Raw genomic sequence first — 15,465 nt, 5'->3', positions numbered from 1 at the left:
TGGCGCTTGAAACAGCAGAGGAATTTGAGGAAAGACTAAGAAGCCAAAAATAAGGAGAAAAGCATGTTTTATCTGATACTTTTAGTTTTATTTGCCTTGGGCTATATCTTTTTAATGCCGAAGGATGTGAGAAGAAGTGCAGATATCTTTGTTTTTGCATCTGTGTCTGTCCTCATCGTGGCTGTAGCCATCGGTCAAGCGGTCAGTCACCGTGCTGCTTTATATGAAATTGCAATGGTGATTGCACTCTTAGCCCTCGCTGTTAAGGCTCTTGTGGAAATTGAAAAATTATAAAATAAGAAATAGTTTGTCTCGGGCAGACTATTTTTTGGAGGTTACATGGATATAGAGAAAATCGAAAAAGCCTTTGGATTAGTTCTTGAGAATATTATGGCAATTCAAGCAGAGCTCTTGACGGATTTTTATGATGCTTTTGTGGAACAAAATGCAGCTTACTTAGGCGCTTTAGAATTTGCGTCACTGACGAAGGAAAATAATGATAAGGTTCGTTCAATGAACCTCACGAAAAGTGAATGGCAAAAGCTGTTTCAGTTTGTTTTGCTTCAGGGGTCACGTGTCGCACCAATGCAGGCAAATCATAATTTAACTCCGGATTCTATTGGTTTCATCTTTAATTTCATCATTGAGGAGTTACACAAAGAAAGAAAGATTCGTTTACTAGAATTTGGCTCAGGAACGGGGAATTTGGCGGAAACGCTTTTGGTTCACATGCAAAAAGAAGTAGACTATGTTGGTTTTGAAGTAGATGACCTCTTGTTGGATTTGTCCGCTTCAATGTCAGAAGTCATGGGAACAGAAGCAAGTTTTCTCCAAATCGATGCCGTTAAACCACAGCCCTTGGAACCTGTGGATGTTGTGATGAGTGATCTTCCAGTTGGTTATTATCCAGACGATGAAACAGCCAGCCATTTTCAAGTGCATGACAAATCAGAACATACCTATGTGCACCATTTAATGATTGAGCAATCCTTCAAATATCTGAAAGAGAGTGGTTTTGCGCTCTTCTTAGCTCCAGATAATCTTTTGACAAGTGCACAGTCTGAGTTTTTGAAGGCTTGGATTAAAGAGCATGCGCATGTTGCTGCAGTTATTACATTACCTTCATCACTCTTTAAAGGTGCAGGGAAATCAATTTATTTATTAAGTAAAAACCAGACAAATACACCGACTTTTGTTTACCCCTTGTCTGATTTAGCAGACCGTTCTATTTTGCAAGAATTTATGTCTGAGTTTGTGAAAAATGTTAAGATTTGACCAAAAACTCTTGGCCAGTCACTGCCTTCAAATTGGTTTTGTGATATAATTTAAGAGAAATTTGAAAGAAGAAGGATAGATAAAATGACAAAAACTCTTGCGGTTAATGCTGGTTCATCATCAATGAAATGGCAAATGTATGAAATGCCAGAAGAAAAAGTTCTTGCAAAAGGTTTGATCGAACGTATTGGCTTGAAAGATTCAGTCACAACCGTTAAATTTAATGATCAAAAAGAAGAACGTGTGTTGGATATTGTAGATCATACACAAGCCGTTCACATTTTACTTGAAGACTTGAAACGTTTCCATATTGTTGAAGAATTTTCAGAGATTACAGGAGTAGGTCACCGTGTTGTCGCTGGTGGAGAGTTATTTAAAAAATCTACTTTGATCGATCAGGAAGTACTAAAACAAATTGAAGAGCTTTCACCGCTTGCTCCCCTTCACAATCCAGCAAATGCTGCTGGTATAAAGGCTTTCTTGGAGTTGTTGCCTGAAGCAACAGCGGTAGCTGTTTTTGATACGGCTTTCCACACAACAATGCCTGAAAAAGCTTTCCGTTACCCATTGCCTAAAAAATATTACACTGAAAATGCAGTGCGTAAATATGGAGCACACGGAACTTCACACATGTTTGTGGCACAAGAAGCTGCAAAAATGTTAGGCAAAGATATTAAGGATACAAAAATCATTACTGCTCATATCGGTAATGGGGGCTCAATCACTGCTGTAAAAGGTGGCAAGTCCATCGACACTTCAATGGGCTTTACACCCTTAGCAGGCATTATGATGGGAACACGTACAGGCGATATGGATCCTTCTGTTTTCCCTTATCTTATTGCTAACGACGATTCACTCAAGGATGCTCAAGACGTTGTCAACATGATGAATAAAGAGTCAGGACTATTTGGTGTTTCTGGTTTGTCTTCTGATATGCGTGAAATTATTACTGCTCGTGATGCTGGGGATACAGATGCAGCCTTAGCATTCGAAATGTATGTTGATCGTATTCAAAAATTCATTGGTCAATACTTGGCTGTTTTGAACGGTGCCGATGCGATTGTATTTACAGCAGGTGTAGGGGAAAACTCAGCTCCAGTACGTGAAGGCGTCTTAAAAGGTTTGTCATGGTTTGGTATTGATGTTGACTTCTCTAAGAATGTTTTTGGATTTGAAGGAGAAATGTCAACACCAGAATCACGCGTTAAAGTCTTTGTTATTCCAACTGATGAGGAGCTTGTAATTGCACGCGATGTTGAAGCGGCAAAAGCGAAATAAAATAAAACGGCGTGTAAAATGCCGTTTTTTTAATATTTCTTTTAAGATATTTTTTAAAGTTATGTTATACTAGTAAGACAAAAAGAAAACACTTACATATTGAAGGGATTTTTAAAATATGGAAAAAACACTCGCTGTTAACGCTGGATCATCATCACTAAAATGGCAACTTTATGATATGCCAGAAGAAAAAGTTATTGCTAAAGGTATTTTTGAACGTATTGGTTTGAAAGATTCTATTTCAACAACGAAGTTTGATGATCAAGTGCATAAAAGAGAGCAGGATATTGTTGACCATCGTCAAGCAGTCTTGCTTTTGATGGACGAGTTGATACATTTTAAACTCATTAGTAGTTTCCGTGAGATTACAGCTATTGGTCACCGTGTTGTTGCGGGTGGAGAATTTTTCAATACGTCTACTGTAATTACTCCTGAAGTTTTAGAAGAGATAAAAAACCTTTCAACTTTAGCCCCTCTCCACAACCCAGCAAATGTGCTAGGGATTGAGGCTTTTAAACGATTACTTCCAGATGCACTTGCTGTAGCTGTCTTTGATACAGCTTTTCACACGACATTGCCAGAAAAAGCCTTCCGTTATCCCATTCCAACAAAATACTATACCGACTATGCTATTCGTAAATATGGAGCGCATGGAACTTCACACATGTATGTGTCACGTGAAGCAGCAAAAGTTTTAGGGAAACCACTAGAAGACTTAAAACTTATCACCGCTCACATTGGTAATGGTGCTTCGATTACTGCTATCGAAGGCGGAAAGTCTGTTGATACTTCAATGGGCTTCACACCACTAGCGGGTGTTATGATGGGCACACGTTCAGGAGAAATGGACCCTTCGGTGATTTCTTATATGCTTGAAAGTGATCCTAGCCTACGCTCAGCGCAAGATGTTATTGATGTGCTCAATAAAAAATCTGGCTTACTTGGTGTATCAGAGTTTTCAAGTGATATGCGTGACCTAGAGGAAGCACGTAACGCTGGCAATGAAAAAGCTATCCTAGCTTATGAAATGTTTATTGACCGTTTGAAGAAATTTATCGCACAGTACTTCGGGGTCCTCAATGGAGCAGATGCACTTATCTTTACAGCAGGTATTGGGGAAAACGATACTGATGCTCGTCGTGATATTGTAGCAGGCTTGTCTTGGTTTGGTATGGAAATTGACCCAGAAAAGAATGTTCGCGGGGCGAATGGCATCATTTCTACTCCAGAATCAGGTGTTAAAGTTTTGGTTATACCAACAGATGAAGAATTGGTTATTGCGCGTGATGTTGAAGCTGCAAAAAATAAATAATCTTGTTAAAAGACCATATGGTCTTTTTTTCAGCTAAATTTTATGGTAAAATAGTAGGGATAAAAAAGAATAGAGAAGAGATAGGTAACTATGGCTGATATTAAATATAAACGCGTACTTTTGAAACTTTCTGGCGAAGCTTTAGCTGGGGAAAAGGGTTTTGGAATTGATCCTGAAACAGTGAAAAAAGTTGCTGAAGAGCTCAAAGAAGTATATGCTCTTGGTGCAGAAATCGCCATTGTTTGTGGCGGTGGAAATATCTGGCGCGGCGTGACCGGTGAAAAAATCGGTATGGAACGTGCCCAAGCAGATTATATGGGCATGCTAGCTACGATCATGAACGGCTTAGCTCTTCAAGATACACTTGAAGCACTTGGTGTACCTACTCGTGTTCAAACAGCTATTGAAATGAAAGCTGTCGCAGAGCCTTATATCCGCCGTCGCGCTGAACGACACCTTGAAAAAGGTCGTGTCGTTATTTTTGCAGGTGGAACAGGTTCGCCATACTTCTCCACAGATACAACATCAGCACTTCGTGCAGCAGAAATTAATGCGGATGTTATTTTAATGGCTAAAAATGGTGTCGATGGTGTCTATAATGCAGATCCAAAACTTGACGAAACAGCAGTTAAATTTGACAACCTTACACACATGGACGTCATCACAAAAGGTCTTCACGTTATGGACTCAACGGCTTCAACAATGTCAATGGACAACCACATTCCTCTTGTTGTCTTCAATATGAATGAATCTGGAAATATTAAACGTGTTGTTCAAGGTGAAGAAATCGGAACAACTGTAGAATAAATTTATAATAAAATAAAAAGGAAAAATCATGGCAAACGAAATTATTGATAATGCAAAAGAACGTATGAATAGCTCATTGAACAGCTTGCAACGTGACCTTGGTCACATCCGTGCAGGTCGTGCCAATGCGAGCTTGCTCGATCGCATCTCTGTGGAGTACTATGGCGCACCAACACCACTAAATCAAATGGCATCAATCACAATCCCAGAAGCGCGTGTTTTGATGATTACACCCTTTGATAAAACAATCTTGAAAGATATCGAGCATGCCTTGAATGCCAGTGATATTGGCATCACACCAGCAAATGATGGTTCAGTTATCCGCTTGGTTATTCCAATGTTGACAGAAGAACGTCGTAAAGAGTTGGTTAAAGAGATGGGTAAATACATCGAAGGTGCTAAAGTTGCGATCCGTAACATCCGTCGTGATGCTATCGATACAGCGAAAAAACAAGAAAAAGCAAAAGAAATCACAGAAGATGATTTGAAAGTACTTGAAAAAGACATTCAAACTATAACAGATAATGCTGTTAAAGAAGCAGATAAAATGGCTGCTGAAAAAGAAAAAGAACTTTTGGATGTTTAAGTTTGTATCGTCATTTGATTGTAAAAGATTTTATTCTATATAATCGAGAGAGAGCAAGAAACAATCAGAAATAAACGGCTCTGCGGAGCCGTTTTTAAGGAAACAGAATGAATAATTTATTAGCAACAACATTTTCAGCGATTATTACAGCTGAGAATGATCAATTTTACTTTTTGCAGAAAGATGATAATATCATACGCCTTGCAAAATCAGAAGGCGAACATCAGGTAGGGGATATCGTCACAGGTTTTGCCTATGTGGATAAATCTGACAAAATGTGCATGACAACGCAAGAACCAACAGCAACACGCGAAAAATTTGGCTGGGGCACAGTGACCGATGTTCGTCGTGACTTGGGCGCTTTCGTTGATATTGGTTTAGCTGGGAAAGATATTGTGGTCTCGCTTGATGATCTTCCACTACCAGAAGATAAAGATCAATGGCCTAAAAAAGGGGATAAGCTCTTTGTTAAAATCGTCGTTGATGCGAAAGATCGTCTTTGGGGTAAATTAGCTTGGCACCAAGATTTCTGGGAAATGTCAGGACCGGCCTATGACAATATGCAAAACCAAGACTTACGCGGGATTGTTTACCGTAACAAAGAAACGGGCTCTTTCGTCTATCTTCCAGATAATAATATGCTTGGTTTCATCCATCCTAACGAAGCTTTTGGCACACTCCGTATCGGGCAAGAGCTTCAGGTACGTGTCATTGGCTTCCGTGATCAAGACCGTAGTTTAAACCTTAGTGCGAAACCACGTGCTTATGAAATGTTGGATGCTGATGCACAGATGATTCTCGCATATCTTGAGAGTATGGGTGGAAAAATGCCTTTTAATGATAAGTCAGCACCAGATGATATCAAAGCGACATTTGGTATATCTAAAGGACAATTTAAAAAAGCGCTTGGCGGTTTGATGAAGAATAAAAAAATTAAACAAAGTCCAGAAGGTACAGAGCTCATTTGATAAAAACACTAAAAAGTTGGATTCATCCAGCTTTTTTTTTGAACTTTAAAGCTTATTTTTCCCATAAATAAACGCCGTTTGGAATTTAAAGAAAAAAATAAGTGCATGAGAGAAGGACTTTTGTTATAATATCTTCAACTAAGAAGAACGAGGAGACAAGGATGAGTAAAGAAAGAGCAATATTTGCCGGTGGCTGTTTTTGGTGCATGGTGCAACCTTTCGAGGAACAAACAGGGATTCTTGCTGTGACAAGTGGTTATACAGGCGGTCATGTTGATAATCCAACTTATGAGCAAGTTTGCAATCATCAGACAGGCCATACTGAGGCAGTGGAGATTATCTTTGATAATGAAAAAATCACTTACAAAGATTTAGTGGAACTTTACTGGGAGCAGACCGATCCAACCGATATGTTTGGGCAATTTGAGGATCGTGGCGATAATTATCGTCCAGTTATTTTCTATACTGCTGACTCACAGAGAGAAGTCGCTGAAAAGTCAAAAGAAGCACTTCAAAATTCTGGACGTTTTGATCAGCCTATTGTTACCACAATAGAACCTGCACAAAAGTTCTGGCCGGCAGAGGATTATCATCAAGGATTTTATAAAACAAATCCTGAGCGTTATGCTTTGTCTAGCCGTTTACGTCATAAGTTTTTGGAGGAAAACTGGAAATGAGACAGCCTTTTTATACTTATTTGATGCGTCATCGGGCGCCAGTTGAGGTGGATGACGTTACACGTTTGGCTAATCTTGCCTTTGCGGATACACAGTTTCCTAAACAATCGAAAGACTTTGACGAAGTGTCCACATACCTGGAAACCTATGCCCCTTTTTACTTTAACTTGGGACTTTTTGACGATATCTGGGCAATGTACCTAGAAGCCTAAAAATGGAGGAAAACACAATGAAAATGGCACACACCTGTTACCGCGTCAAAGACTTGGACGCTTCAATCAAGTTTTATCAAGAAGCTTTTGGTTTTGAAGAAAAACGTCGTCGTGACTTTTTAGAATATGAATTTACTTTAGTTTATTTGACTTTACCTGGTGATAACTACGAATTAGAATTGACTTATAATTACAATCATGAAGCGTATGATTTGGGTAATGGCTATGGACATATTGCTATTTCGGTTGATAATTTGGAAGAACTGCATACAAAACAAAAACAAGCAGGATTTGAAGTGACAGAACTTAAAGGCCTTCCTAACTCCGACACACGTTATTACTTCATCATTGATCCAGATGGTTATAAGGTTGAAGTGATTGCAGAGTGAAATATAATGTAAAAAGACTGAACAGTTTCGGTCTTTTTTTAATTTCCGTCTGAATATAGCAGCAGTATTTTTCAAGCTTAAAGGATTTCTGTTTTTTCATAGAAACAACATATAGACGAAAAGATAGAAGCACCTTATTATGTTAGACTGATAAAAGAAAATAGAAAACAAAGGAAGGAAATGAACAAGTACTGTTAGGTTAGAAAAAGATTCATATTTGAAGGGAGATTTCGATGAAGATCAAAAAAATTCTTGCCGTGTCAACTTTAGGGCTCACTTTGTTTGGTGGAAGTCAGATGACGACTGCTGAAAAAGCCTCTGCCGATGGTGTTTTTGGCGACAGTGTGGAAAAGCTAGAGCGCGCAGTCCGTATTTTGCAAAATAATTTTACGAAATACGGACGACAAGTGGCATATTATAAAACTTTTCCAGATGCTAGTTGGGGGAAAAAGACCTTGACAGCGGAGTATTATAACTGGGCGGTATCTCATCAAAGTATGGCGTATGTTCGAAAAGGTGGGCGTACCTATAGTGGTTGGTATCCAGCAGGTTATAAAGTTTGGACATCTTCTCGCGGGGACCATTATGATCCCTATGATTAGGGCTTTTATGCTCAGGGAAATCGATGGTAATCTATGAATAAAGTTTTGAAAATTTCGCTATTACTCCTTTTTTCAATCTTGTCTCTGATGCTTGCCTACATACGCTACAATGATAAAGAAGCAAATAAACTGATAGAAGCTGTTTCTTTTGCAGGATATTCCCAAATTTATCAACCAGAAAAATATATAGAAAATTTTTCGGAAGGTTCAGAGCATGAATTTCTGGAGCGTAAAGATTTTATTCAAGTGATGGAAGAAGTCTCAAAGGAGTTTGATACTTCTTTTATCGTTCGTTCACGCTTTATTGGTGCAGAAAATAATGGAAAAGGCAGGGTTGATTTTTCTCAGCCACTCTCAAAGATTACTTTTTTTAAAACAGACTTTCAATCTTCAAATAAAAAGTTTTTCGAAGATTACGGTGATAAGGTCAGTGTTGAATATGCACCGATAAATAAGCTGACTGATGAAAAATACCAAGGAGCAGCTATCCTTTTTAAATCAAAAGTAAAAGAAGATGTATTACAATCACTCAGTCAAAAATTAAATCAAAGATTTTCCTTGAGAACGACACCAACAAGTTTGGTTACACAACCCAAGTGGTATGTGAATATGCCGCCTAGTTTAGGGAATAATCAAAGACTTGAGTTTTTTATCAAATTTATTCTCGTTTTTTACTTCGTCCTCTTACTCGTGTGGACAATACTAAGGAATAAGGAAGTGGCTATTTATGCTCTTAACGGTATGTCAGCTTGGGAGATTATTAAGCGTATCTACCTTAAAGTTTTTCTTGTCACACAAACTTTAGTTGTTTTATTTGCCAGCACGATTATTTTGAGGAGTCTTGATATTCATTATCTGTCTCGCATGGTGTTTCTTTCTATACTGAGTATGCTTCTTATGAGTGGGATTATCGGACTTGTGACTAGAAATTCTCTCGTTAATCAAACCAATGATAAGTCTTTTTTGAAAAAAGTAAATATAGTTGTTTATATCGCAAAAACAGTTTCTTTTGTAGGGAGTGTTTATGCCTGTATGGGGCTTATCTTTTTACTTAACAGTAGTTTAGGCTTATTTCAGAAGTCCCCCATAGATGATTATGGAATATTTTATAAAAGTAGTCTAGGCTATTCAGAAAGTTACGGACAAGCTGTGAGAAGTAAAAATATCTTTACTTATTTGGAAAATAATGGCGGTTTACATGCTGTAAAAAAATTTCTACCTCAGAAATCTTTAGAAAAATATCAAGCTGTGGAGATTAACTCTGCTTATTTACAAAAGTATACCATTAGGGATATCGCAGGAAGACCTGTAAACATAGATAAACATACCAGTGAGGGAATCGTTCTGGTTAATGAGCGTTTCAAAGATAAAATGTCTAAAATTAAAAAGGGATATAAAGAGCTCCAAGAATTACCAGATGTTTGGTTTCATGGAAAAGAAGTACGTTACCTCTTTATCAAAGACAATCAAAAAATTCCTGTTTTTGAAATGGACGAGACGGGCTTCTATGAGGCAAGACAAGAAAAAATTCAACCAGATTTGGTTGAAGTACATACAGTAAAAAATGCAGGCTATAATACCTATATTAACATGTTTCAAGGTGCTAACCCTCTGGGTGTATTGGTTCCCATTAAAGAAAATGTGGAGAAAACTTATCTAGAGCTTTTGCCAGCTTTAAAACAAGACAAGATTGCTAGTATATTCACATCTTTTGTTCCTGTAAGAAAAATAGCTGCAACAGATATAAAGCATACTATAGGAAAGCCATGGAGTTGGGTATTTAGAAATCTCTTGGTTTTTATTCTTTTTCTTTTGATGATTTTTTCTACAACGGTAATTTATTTCAAAAGCAATAGAAAAAAGTTAGCTCTTTATCGTGTACTGGGTTTCTCATTCATAAGAACTTACAGTGTACTACTTGCGATGATTTTTATTCAAAACCTTGTATTTGCACTCCATTCAAGGGCTATTGGCTATGATACAGAAGTTATCCAAGCTTATTTGTTGTTTACAATCATCGAGATTACCTTAGTCTTCCACCTCCTCACTCGTCTCGAAAAGAAAGAGTTAGTCACCACCTTGAAAGGAGCATAAGAAAACATGATAGAACTTCAAGAAGTGAGCAAAACGTTTGGGAAACATCAGATTTTTGATAAATATTCCTTAAATATTTCAGCTCAGAAAATGACAGCGATACTAGGGAAAAGTGGCGCTGGAAAGTCAACGCTTCTTAATTTGATAGGCTTGATTGAAGAGTCAGATTCAGGAAAGATTCGTATAGCAGGGCAGAAAGCACCTAAGATAAACAGCAAAGAAGCCTTACTTATGCGGCGCAACCTGATAGCATTTCTTTTTCAAAACTTTGCCTTGATTGAAGATGAGAGCATTGAGCGAAATCTCAACATTTCGCTAGTATATGAAAAACTCCACGGCAAAGAAAAGCGCCGCAGGATGAGAGAGATTTTAAATCAAGTCGGTATTACTCATAAGCTGAGTGAAAAAGTATACGCCTTGTCTGGCGGGGAAAAGCAGCGTGTAGCCTTGGCGCGTGCTTTATTGAAACGCAGTAAGATTATCTTGGCTGATGAGCCGACCGGATCTTTAGATGAACAAAATAGAGCCTTGATACTGGGATTGTTACGCCAAGAAGTGGAAAAAGGAAAAACAGTCATCATTGTCACGCATGACCCAGCTGTTGTTGCAGCATGTGATGAATTCGTTGAAATATAGAGACTTGACAAAAACAACTATATTTGGTAGACTGTTTAAGTATGTTTTTAGCATATAGGCGTGGAAGATAGAATGGTCTATCATCATACCACATCACGAAAACAATATTATAAGGAGAAATTTATCGTGGCTAAACAAGTAGAAAAACTCGTTAAATTGCAAATTCCTGCCGGTAAAGCAACACCAGCTCCACCAGTTGGTCCAGCTTTGGGTCAAGCAGGTATCAACATCATGGGATTCACTAAAGAATTCAACGCGCGTACAGCTGACCAAGCTGGTATGCTCATCCCAGTTGTAATCTCAGTATATGAAGATAAATCATTTACATTCATTACAAAAACTCCTCCAGCAGCAGTTCTTTTGAAAAAAGCAGCTAAAGTTGAAAAAGGTTCAGGTGAACCTAACAAAGTTAAAGTTGCAACTGTAACAAAAGCACAAGTTGAAGAAATTGCAAACACTAAGATGGCTGACCTTAACGCTGGTTCACTTGAAGCAGCAATGTCAATGATCGAAGGTACTGCGAAATCTATGGGATTTGTAGTAGAAGGTTAATTTTTAATTAATCATCGCTCATTTTCCACACAAGTGGAAGGCTGTTATAATAACAGACAACCGATATTACCACAAGGAGAAATATAGAAATGGCTAAAAAAAGCAAATCAATGCGCGCTGCTATCGAAAAAGTAGACGCAACTAAACTTTACAGCGTTGAAGAAGCAGTAGCACTCGCTAAAGAAGCTTCAATCGCAAAATTTGATGCATCTGTAGAAGTTGCATACAATCTTAACATCGATACTAAAAAATCTGACCAACAAATCCGTGGTGCAATGGTATTGCCAAACGGTACTGGTAAAACTGCTCGTGTTCTTGTTTTCGCTCGTGGCGAAAAAGCTAAAGAAGCAGAAGCAGCTGGTGCAGACTTCGTTGGTGCTGATGAACTCGTAACTAAAATCAACGGTGGTTGGTTGGACTTCGACGTTGTAATCGCAACACCTGACATGATGGCTGTTGTAGGTCGTCTTGGACGTGTTCTTGGTCCACGTAACCTCATGCCAAACCCTAAAACTGGTACTGTAACAATGGACGTAACTAAAGCTATTGAAGAATCAAAAGCTGGTAAAGTTAACTACCGTGCTGATAAAGCGGGTAACATCCACGTACCAATCGGTAAAGTTTCATTCGACAACGAAAAACTTATCGAAAACTTCAAAGCTATCAATGCCGTAGTCGTTGCTGCTAAACCAGCTACAGCTAAAGGTACTTACATCACAAACCTTTCAGTTACTACAACTATGGGTGCTGGTGTTAAAGTTGATACAACAAGCTTCTAAGTTGAAATTCAAAAAGGCTCCTCAGAGAGCTTTTTTTGTATATCTTAGAAACGAATATGTAATTTTCGTAATTTAAATTAGAAAAACATGCTTTTTCATGTTACAATAGTAATATGAAACGGATGACTCTATTAATAGGCTTTATAGCAGCTGTTTGGATAACTATATATCTCGGAACGGTATTTGAATTTCCCTTAATAAGTTTACAAATAATTTCATTATTGTTACTTTTTACGACTTTTCGCTTGGTGAAACTTGATGGAAATCGTGCTTGGCCCTATGTACTCATTATTGATATTTTCTTGGTGTTTTTCCTTTTTACCTTTTATAATTCTCGTTATTTTTTCACATATATACAATATGATAGTGATGTGACTGAAATTTTAATTATCGCTGGATCATTTATCATTTCTCAAATATTAGGGATATTTTGGGGCAGTCAATTTTATATTAATCCAAATAAAAAGTAGTGAATCATCCTTCACTACTTTTTTCTGAAAGTTTCTCTAAAATTTCATTGATTTTATCAACTTTAGGTTGAGCAAGGGTTTGAAATTCGTTCACTTTTCTTTGAATTTCTTGTCCGGTAAGCTCAGCCTTTTTTGCTTCAATTTTTACATTTTCTAAGTTCGCTTTGACCTCATCTATTTCTTTACTTAACCGTGAAAAGATTTCTGAGACGTCATTGATGAATTCTTTCATAAGATTTCCTCCGCAATTGCATTAAGATCATAAGTATGTGCTGTGAAAGCAGCAGAGAAACCATCATCTTCAGCATAACGTGGAATGAGGTGTACATGAGTGTGGAAGACAGTTTGCCCAGCTATTTCCTCGTTGTTTTGCAGGATATTCATCCCTTTGGCGCCTAGAGAATCCACAAGTTTATTGGCGATTTCTGGAATTTTAGAGAAAAGCTGAGAGGCTTGCTCGGGTTCCATTGCCAATAAATTTCGTGTATGTGTTTTAGGTACAACTAAAGTATGCCCTTTTGTGGTCTGTGTGATATCAAGAAAGGCTACCAAGTTATCGTCTTCGTAGATTTTCGTACTTGGAATTTCACCCGCAATTATTTTACAAAAAATACAATTATCCATAAGAAATCTCCCTGTCCATTTGTAGAGTCTCAAAAGTTGAGCACTACTTTGTTATAAGTAAATTATAACAAATTCTTCTGTTTTTGCTTAGTGTAACTTGTTAAGAAAATTTTTTAGAAAGCGTTAAGACAAATAAATAGTTTTTAATGTTTAAAATTGGTATTATCATGGTAAGAAAAACAAAATAGGAGGTAAAGTCATGAAAAAAATTTCAAACCAATTATTGCTTTTCATCCTCATGTTGGGGAGCATTTTGAATCTTACCCCATTGGTGAGTGCTGAAACAACGTCTCCAAGTGCAATACAATTTGTAGATCAAGTTGTTCTAAGCAATAACAATGGTCCAATAACCTCAAATAAAATAAGCGATGCTTCTTTGGTCAACGCTACCTACACGCTTAGTATTCCAAACGGTACAGTCATTGATACGGCGCAAAAGTACTCAATGCCATTGCCACAGGAATTAAAGTATACAGGAACTGCTCCAATTTTGCTGACTAAAGAAGATGGTACATTGTTAGGTTCAGTGACTATCCAAAATAATATGCTTAATATTGTTTTTGCGCCTGTTATCAACAATTTATCTAATCGTACATTATTTTTTAACTTTTGGTCTGGCTTTAATAAAAATACTTTAAATTATGATGTGGGGAATGATTTAGCCTTTCCGACAAAAAATAATTTAAATAATAGCATTCACGTTAATTTTTCAAAAAGTAGCTCAGGTGAAGGGTCAAGGAACAGTGCAATTGCTAAAACGTTGCACTATGAAGCAAATGATATAGTGACTTGGACTATAACCATAAACAATGGTGGTTATGAAGTTTCCGATGCGAATTTTGCTGATACGATGAGCAACACGCAGGACTATATACCGGGTTCGACCAGTATACATTATAGAAACTATAAAAATACTGTTATTAAAACAGAGTCAACGGATTTGGTTTTTAATCCTAATGCAGATGGGAGTCAATCCACCTCCTTAAATCTTGGACATCTCCATGGTGACACAGAAGCATCTCTCACCGAACCCAATTCAGTCGTCATACATTATCAGACAAAATTAAAATCTAATCCTGTGAATAATAAATACCCTAATCAAGCTTTTTCCTATGATGGGACAACTCTAATTGATAGTGCAGTTTCCACTGCAACTTATCATGGACAAGGTGGAGGAGGAACAGGTGATCTTGCTGGTGATGTACTTATCAAATATGTTGACGAATTGGGAAATAAGCTCATAGATAATATTACACTCAAGGGAAACATTGGTCAACCTTACACTTCCGAGCAAAAAGAAATCGAGGGTTATACCTTTAAAGAAGTACAAGGAAATCCTACAGGAACCTTCACAGATCAGGCGCAAACCATCACTTATGTTTATACTAAGATTCCTGCTGCAGTAAATGGAGATGTTACAGTTCAGTATGTTGACGAAACAGGTAAGAAACTTTCAACTGACGAGAAACTGACTGGAAAAGTCGGAGATCCTTATATATCAGAGCAAAAAGAAATCGAGGGTTATACCTTTAAAGAAGTACAAGGGAATCCCACAGGAATCTTTACAGATCAGGCGAAAACCATCACTTATGTTTATACTAAGATTCCTGCTGCAGTAAATGGAGATGTTACAGTTCAGTATGTTGACGAAACAGGTAAGAAACTTTCAACTGACGAGAAACTGACTGGAAAAGTCGGAGATCCTTATATATCAGAGCAAAAAGAAATTGAAGGTTATACCTTTAAAGAAGTACAAGGGAATCCTACAGGAACCTTTACAGATCAGGCGCAAACCATCACTTATGTTTATACTAAATTACCAGTAAAAGGTGAAACAGTAACTGTAAAATACACAGGCGATGATGGTAAAAAAATAGCAGAAGATACAGTTCTTACAGGGAACATTGGTGAAGAATATGTTTCGACACCAAAAGAGCTCCTAGGTTATAGTATAAAAGGCGTACAGGGAAATCCAAAAGGTGTATTTACCTCTATCAAACAAGAAGTAAAATACTTGTACGCGAAAAATCAAACGTATCAAGCTAATCTTCCGGCGACAGGAGAAGATAATGGAAAATTTTTGACCATCATTGGTGTTATTCTCTTATTTTTAATAGGAGGAGTAATAGTCTTTGTGCGAAAAATAAACAAATATAAGTAAGGCATCCTACCATTTCCAACCATAAAAAGATAAATAGATTAAA

General features: G+C 37.4%; 19 protein-coding genes. 17 read left to right on the top strand and 2 right to left on the bottom strand.

Annotation, left to right across the window (positions count from 1 at the left end):
• Nucleotides 1-63: 63 nt before the first annotated feature.
• The 16 genes from BZZ03_RS08490 to BZZ03_RS08415 all read left to right on the top strand — a co-directional run bounded on the left by BZZ03_RS08490 (nt 64) and on the right by BZZ03_RS08415 (nt 12,637).
• Nucleotides 64-294 carry a DUF3165 family protein gene (locus tag BZZ03_RS08490; protein ID WP_019292242.1) on the top strand — a complete coding sequence of 77 codons (231 nt, stop codon included), beginning with the start codon at nt 64-66 and terminating at the stop codon, nt 292-294.
• A gap of 45 nt (nt 295-339) precedes the next feature.
• Nucleotides 340-1,275 (top strand): class I SAM-dependent methyltransferase, encoded by a 936-nt coding sequence (locus BZZ03_RS08485; RefSeq protein ID WP_086583011.1) that lies wholly within the window; start codon nt 340-342, stop codon nt 1,273-1,275.
• An 84-nt stretch (nt 1,276-1,359) separates the two neighbouring features.
• Entirely contained in the window at nt 1,360-2,553 is a 1,194-nt protein-coding gene (locus tag BZZ03_RS08480) for an acetate kinase (RefSeq protein ID WP_019294232.1), read from the top strand.
• Nucleotides 2,554-2,671: 118 nt separating this feature from the next.
• Nucleotides 2,672-3,865, top strand: coding sequence for an acetate kinase (locus BZZ03_RS08475; protein ID WP_086583010.1), 1,194 nt, complete (start codon nt 2,672-2,674; stop codon nt 3,863-3,865).
• 90 nt (nt 3,866-3,955) lie between these two features.
• Nucleotides 3,956-4,672: a UMP kinase gene (gene pyrH / locus BZZ03_RS08470; protein ID WP_019292238.1), complete on the top strand. Its 717-nt coding sequence runs from the start codon at nt 3,956-3,958 to the stop codon at nt 4,670-4,672.
• Nucleotides 4,673-4,700: 28 nt separating this feature from the next.
• Nucleotides 4,701-5,258 carry a ribosome recycling factor gene (gene frr / locus BZZ03_RS08465; RefSeq protein ID WP_017368646.1) on the top strand — a complete coding sequence of 186 codons (558 nt, stop codon included), beginning with the start codon at nt 4,701-4,703 and terminating at the stop codon, nt 5,256-5,258.
• 107 nt (nt 5,259-5,365) lie between these two features.
• Nucleotides 5,366-6,226 carry a CvfB family protein gene (locus tag BZZ03_RS08460; RefSeq protein WP_017368645.1) on the top strand — a complete coding sequence of 287 codons (861 nt, stop codon included), beginning with the start codon at nt 5,366-5,368 and terminating at the stop codon, nt 6,224-6,226.
• 161 nt (nt 6,227-6,387) lie between these two features.
• Nucleotides 6,388-6,903 (top strand): peptide-methionine (S)-S-oxide reductase MsrA, encoded by a 516-nt coding sequence (gene msrA / locus BZZ03_RS08455; RefSeq protein WP_019292236.1) that lies wholly within the window; start codon nt 6,388-6,390, stop codon nt 6,901-6,903.
• Nucleotides 6,900-7,115 (top strand): YozE family protein, encoded by a 216-nt coding sequence (locus BZZ03_RS08450; protein WP_003133330.1) that lies wholly within the window; start codon nt 6,900-6,902, stop codon nt 7,113-7,115. Before msrA ends, BZZ03_RS08450 begins: the two co-directional genes overlap by 4 nt.
• Nucleotides 7,116-7,132: 17 nt before the next feature.
• Nucleotides 7,133-7,504: a lactoylglutathione lyase gene (gene gloA / locus BZZ03_RS08445; protein WP_046400839.1), complete on the top strand. Its 372-nt coding sequence runs from the start codon at nt 7,133-7,135 to the stop codon at nt 7,502-7,504.
• Nucleotides 7,505-7,737: 233 nt separating this feature from the next.
• A complete protein-coding gene (locus BZZ03_RS08440) occupies nt 7,738-8,106 on the top strand; it encodes a hypothetical protein (protein ID WP_086583009.1) in 369 nt (122 codons plus the stop codon).
• 33 nt (nt 8,107-8,139) lie between these two features.
• Complete coding sequence (locus BZZ03_RS08435) at nt 8,140-10,200, top strand: DUF1430 domain-containing protein (RefSeq protein WP_086583008.1); 2,061 nt, start codon at nt 8,140-8,142, stop codon at nt 10,198-10,200.
• A 6-nt stretch (nt 10,201-10,206) separates the two neighbouring features.
• Entirely contained in the window at nt 10,207-10,836 is a 630-nt protein-coding gene (locus BZZ03_RS08430) for a putative bacteriocin export ABC transporter (protein WP_086583007.1), read from the top strand.
• Between the two features lie 126 nt (nt 10,837-10,962).
• Nucleotides 10,963-11,388 (top strand): 50S ribosomal protein L11, encoded by a 426-nt coding sequence (gene rplK / locus BZZ03_RS08425; protein WP_003133340.1) that lies wholly within the window; start codon nt 10,963-10,965, stop codon nt 11,386-11,388.
• A gap of 89 nt (nt 11,389-11,477) precedes the next feature.
• Nucleotides 11,478-12,167, top strand: a complete 690-nt coding sequence (gene rplA, locus BZZ03_RS08420; RefSeq protein ID WP_003133341.1) for a 50S ribosomal protein L1 — start codon at nt 11,478-11,480, stop codon at nt 12,165-12,167.
• 113 nt (nt 12,168-12,280) lie between these two features.
• The gene (locus tag BZZ03_RS08415) at nt 12,281-12,637 is read left to right on the top strand and encodes a hypothetical protein (protein WP_086583006.1); all 357 of its coding nucleotides are present in this window, start codon (nt 12,281-12,283) and stop codon (nt 12,635-12,637) included.
• Between the two features lie 4 nt (nt 12,638-12,641).
• Here the strand turns inward: BZZ03_RS08415 and BZZ03_RS08410 are convergent, their stop codons facing one another.
• Together BZZ03_RS08410 and BZZ03_RS08405 are read right to left on the bottom strand one after the other, a co-directional pair.
• Entirely contained in the window at nt 12,642-12,869 is a 228-nt protein-coding gene (locus tag BZZ03_RS08410) for a hypothetical protein (protein WP_019292230.1), read from the bottom strand.
• Nucleotides 12,866-13,261, bottom strand: coding sequence for an HIT family protein (locus BZZ03_RS08405; RefSeq protein ID WP_046400833.1), 396 nt, complete (start codon nt 13,259-13,261; stop codon nt 12,866-12,868). The genes BZZ03_RS08410 and BZZ03_RS08405 overlap by 4 nt, the downstream gene beginning before the upstream one ends.
• 199 nt (nt 13,262-13,460) lie before the next feature.
• Between BZZ03_RS08405 and BZZ03_RS08400 the strand changes: the two genes are divergently transcribed.
• Nucleotides 13,461-15,422 carry a MucBP domain-containing protein gene (locus tag BZZ03_RS08400; protein ID WP_086583005.1) on the top strand — a complete coding sequence of 654 codons (1,962 nt, stop codon included), beginning with the start codon at nt 13,461-13,463 and terminating at the stop codon, nt 15,420-15,422.
• Nucleotides 15,423-15,465 lie beyond the last annotated feature (43 nt).

Source organism: Lactococcus petauri (genome assembly GCF_002154895.1).
Taxonomy (GTDB): domain Bacteria; phylum Bacillota; class Bacilli; order Lactobacillales; family Streptococcaceae; genus Lactococcus; species Lactococcus petauri.
This window is presented reverse-complemented; position numbering and strand designations above follow the sequence as displayed.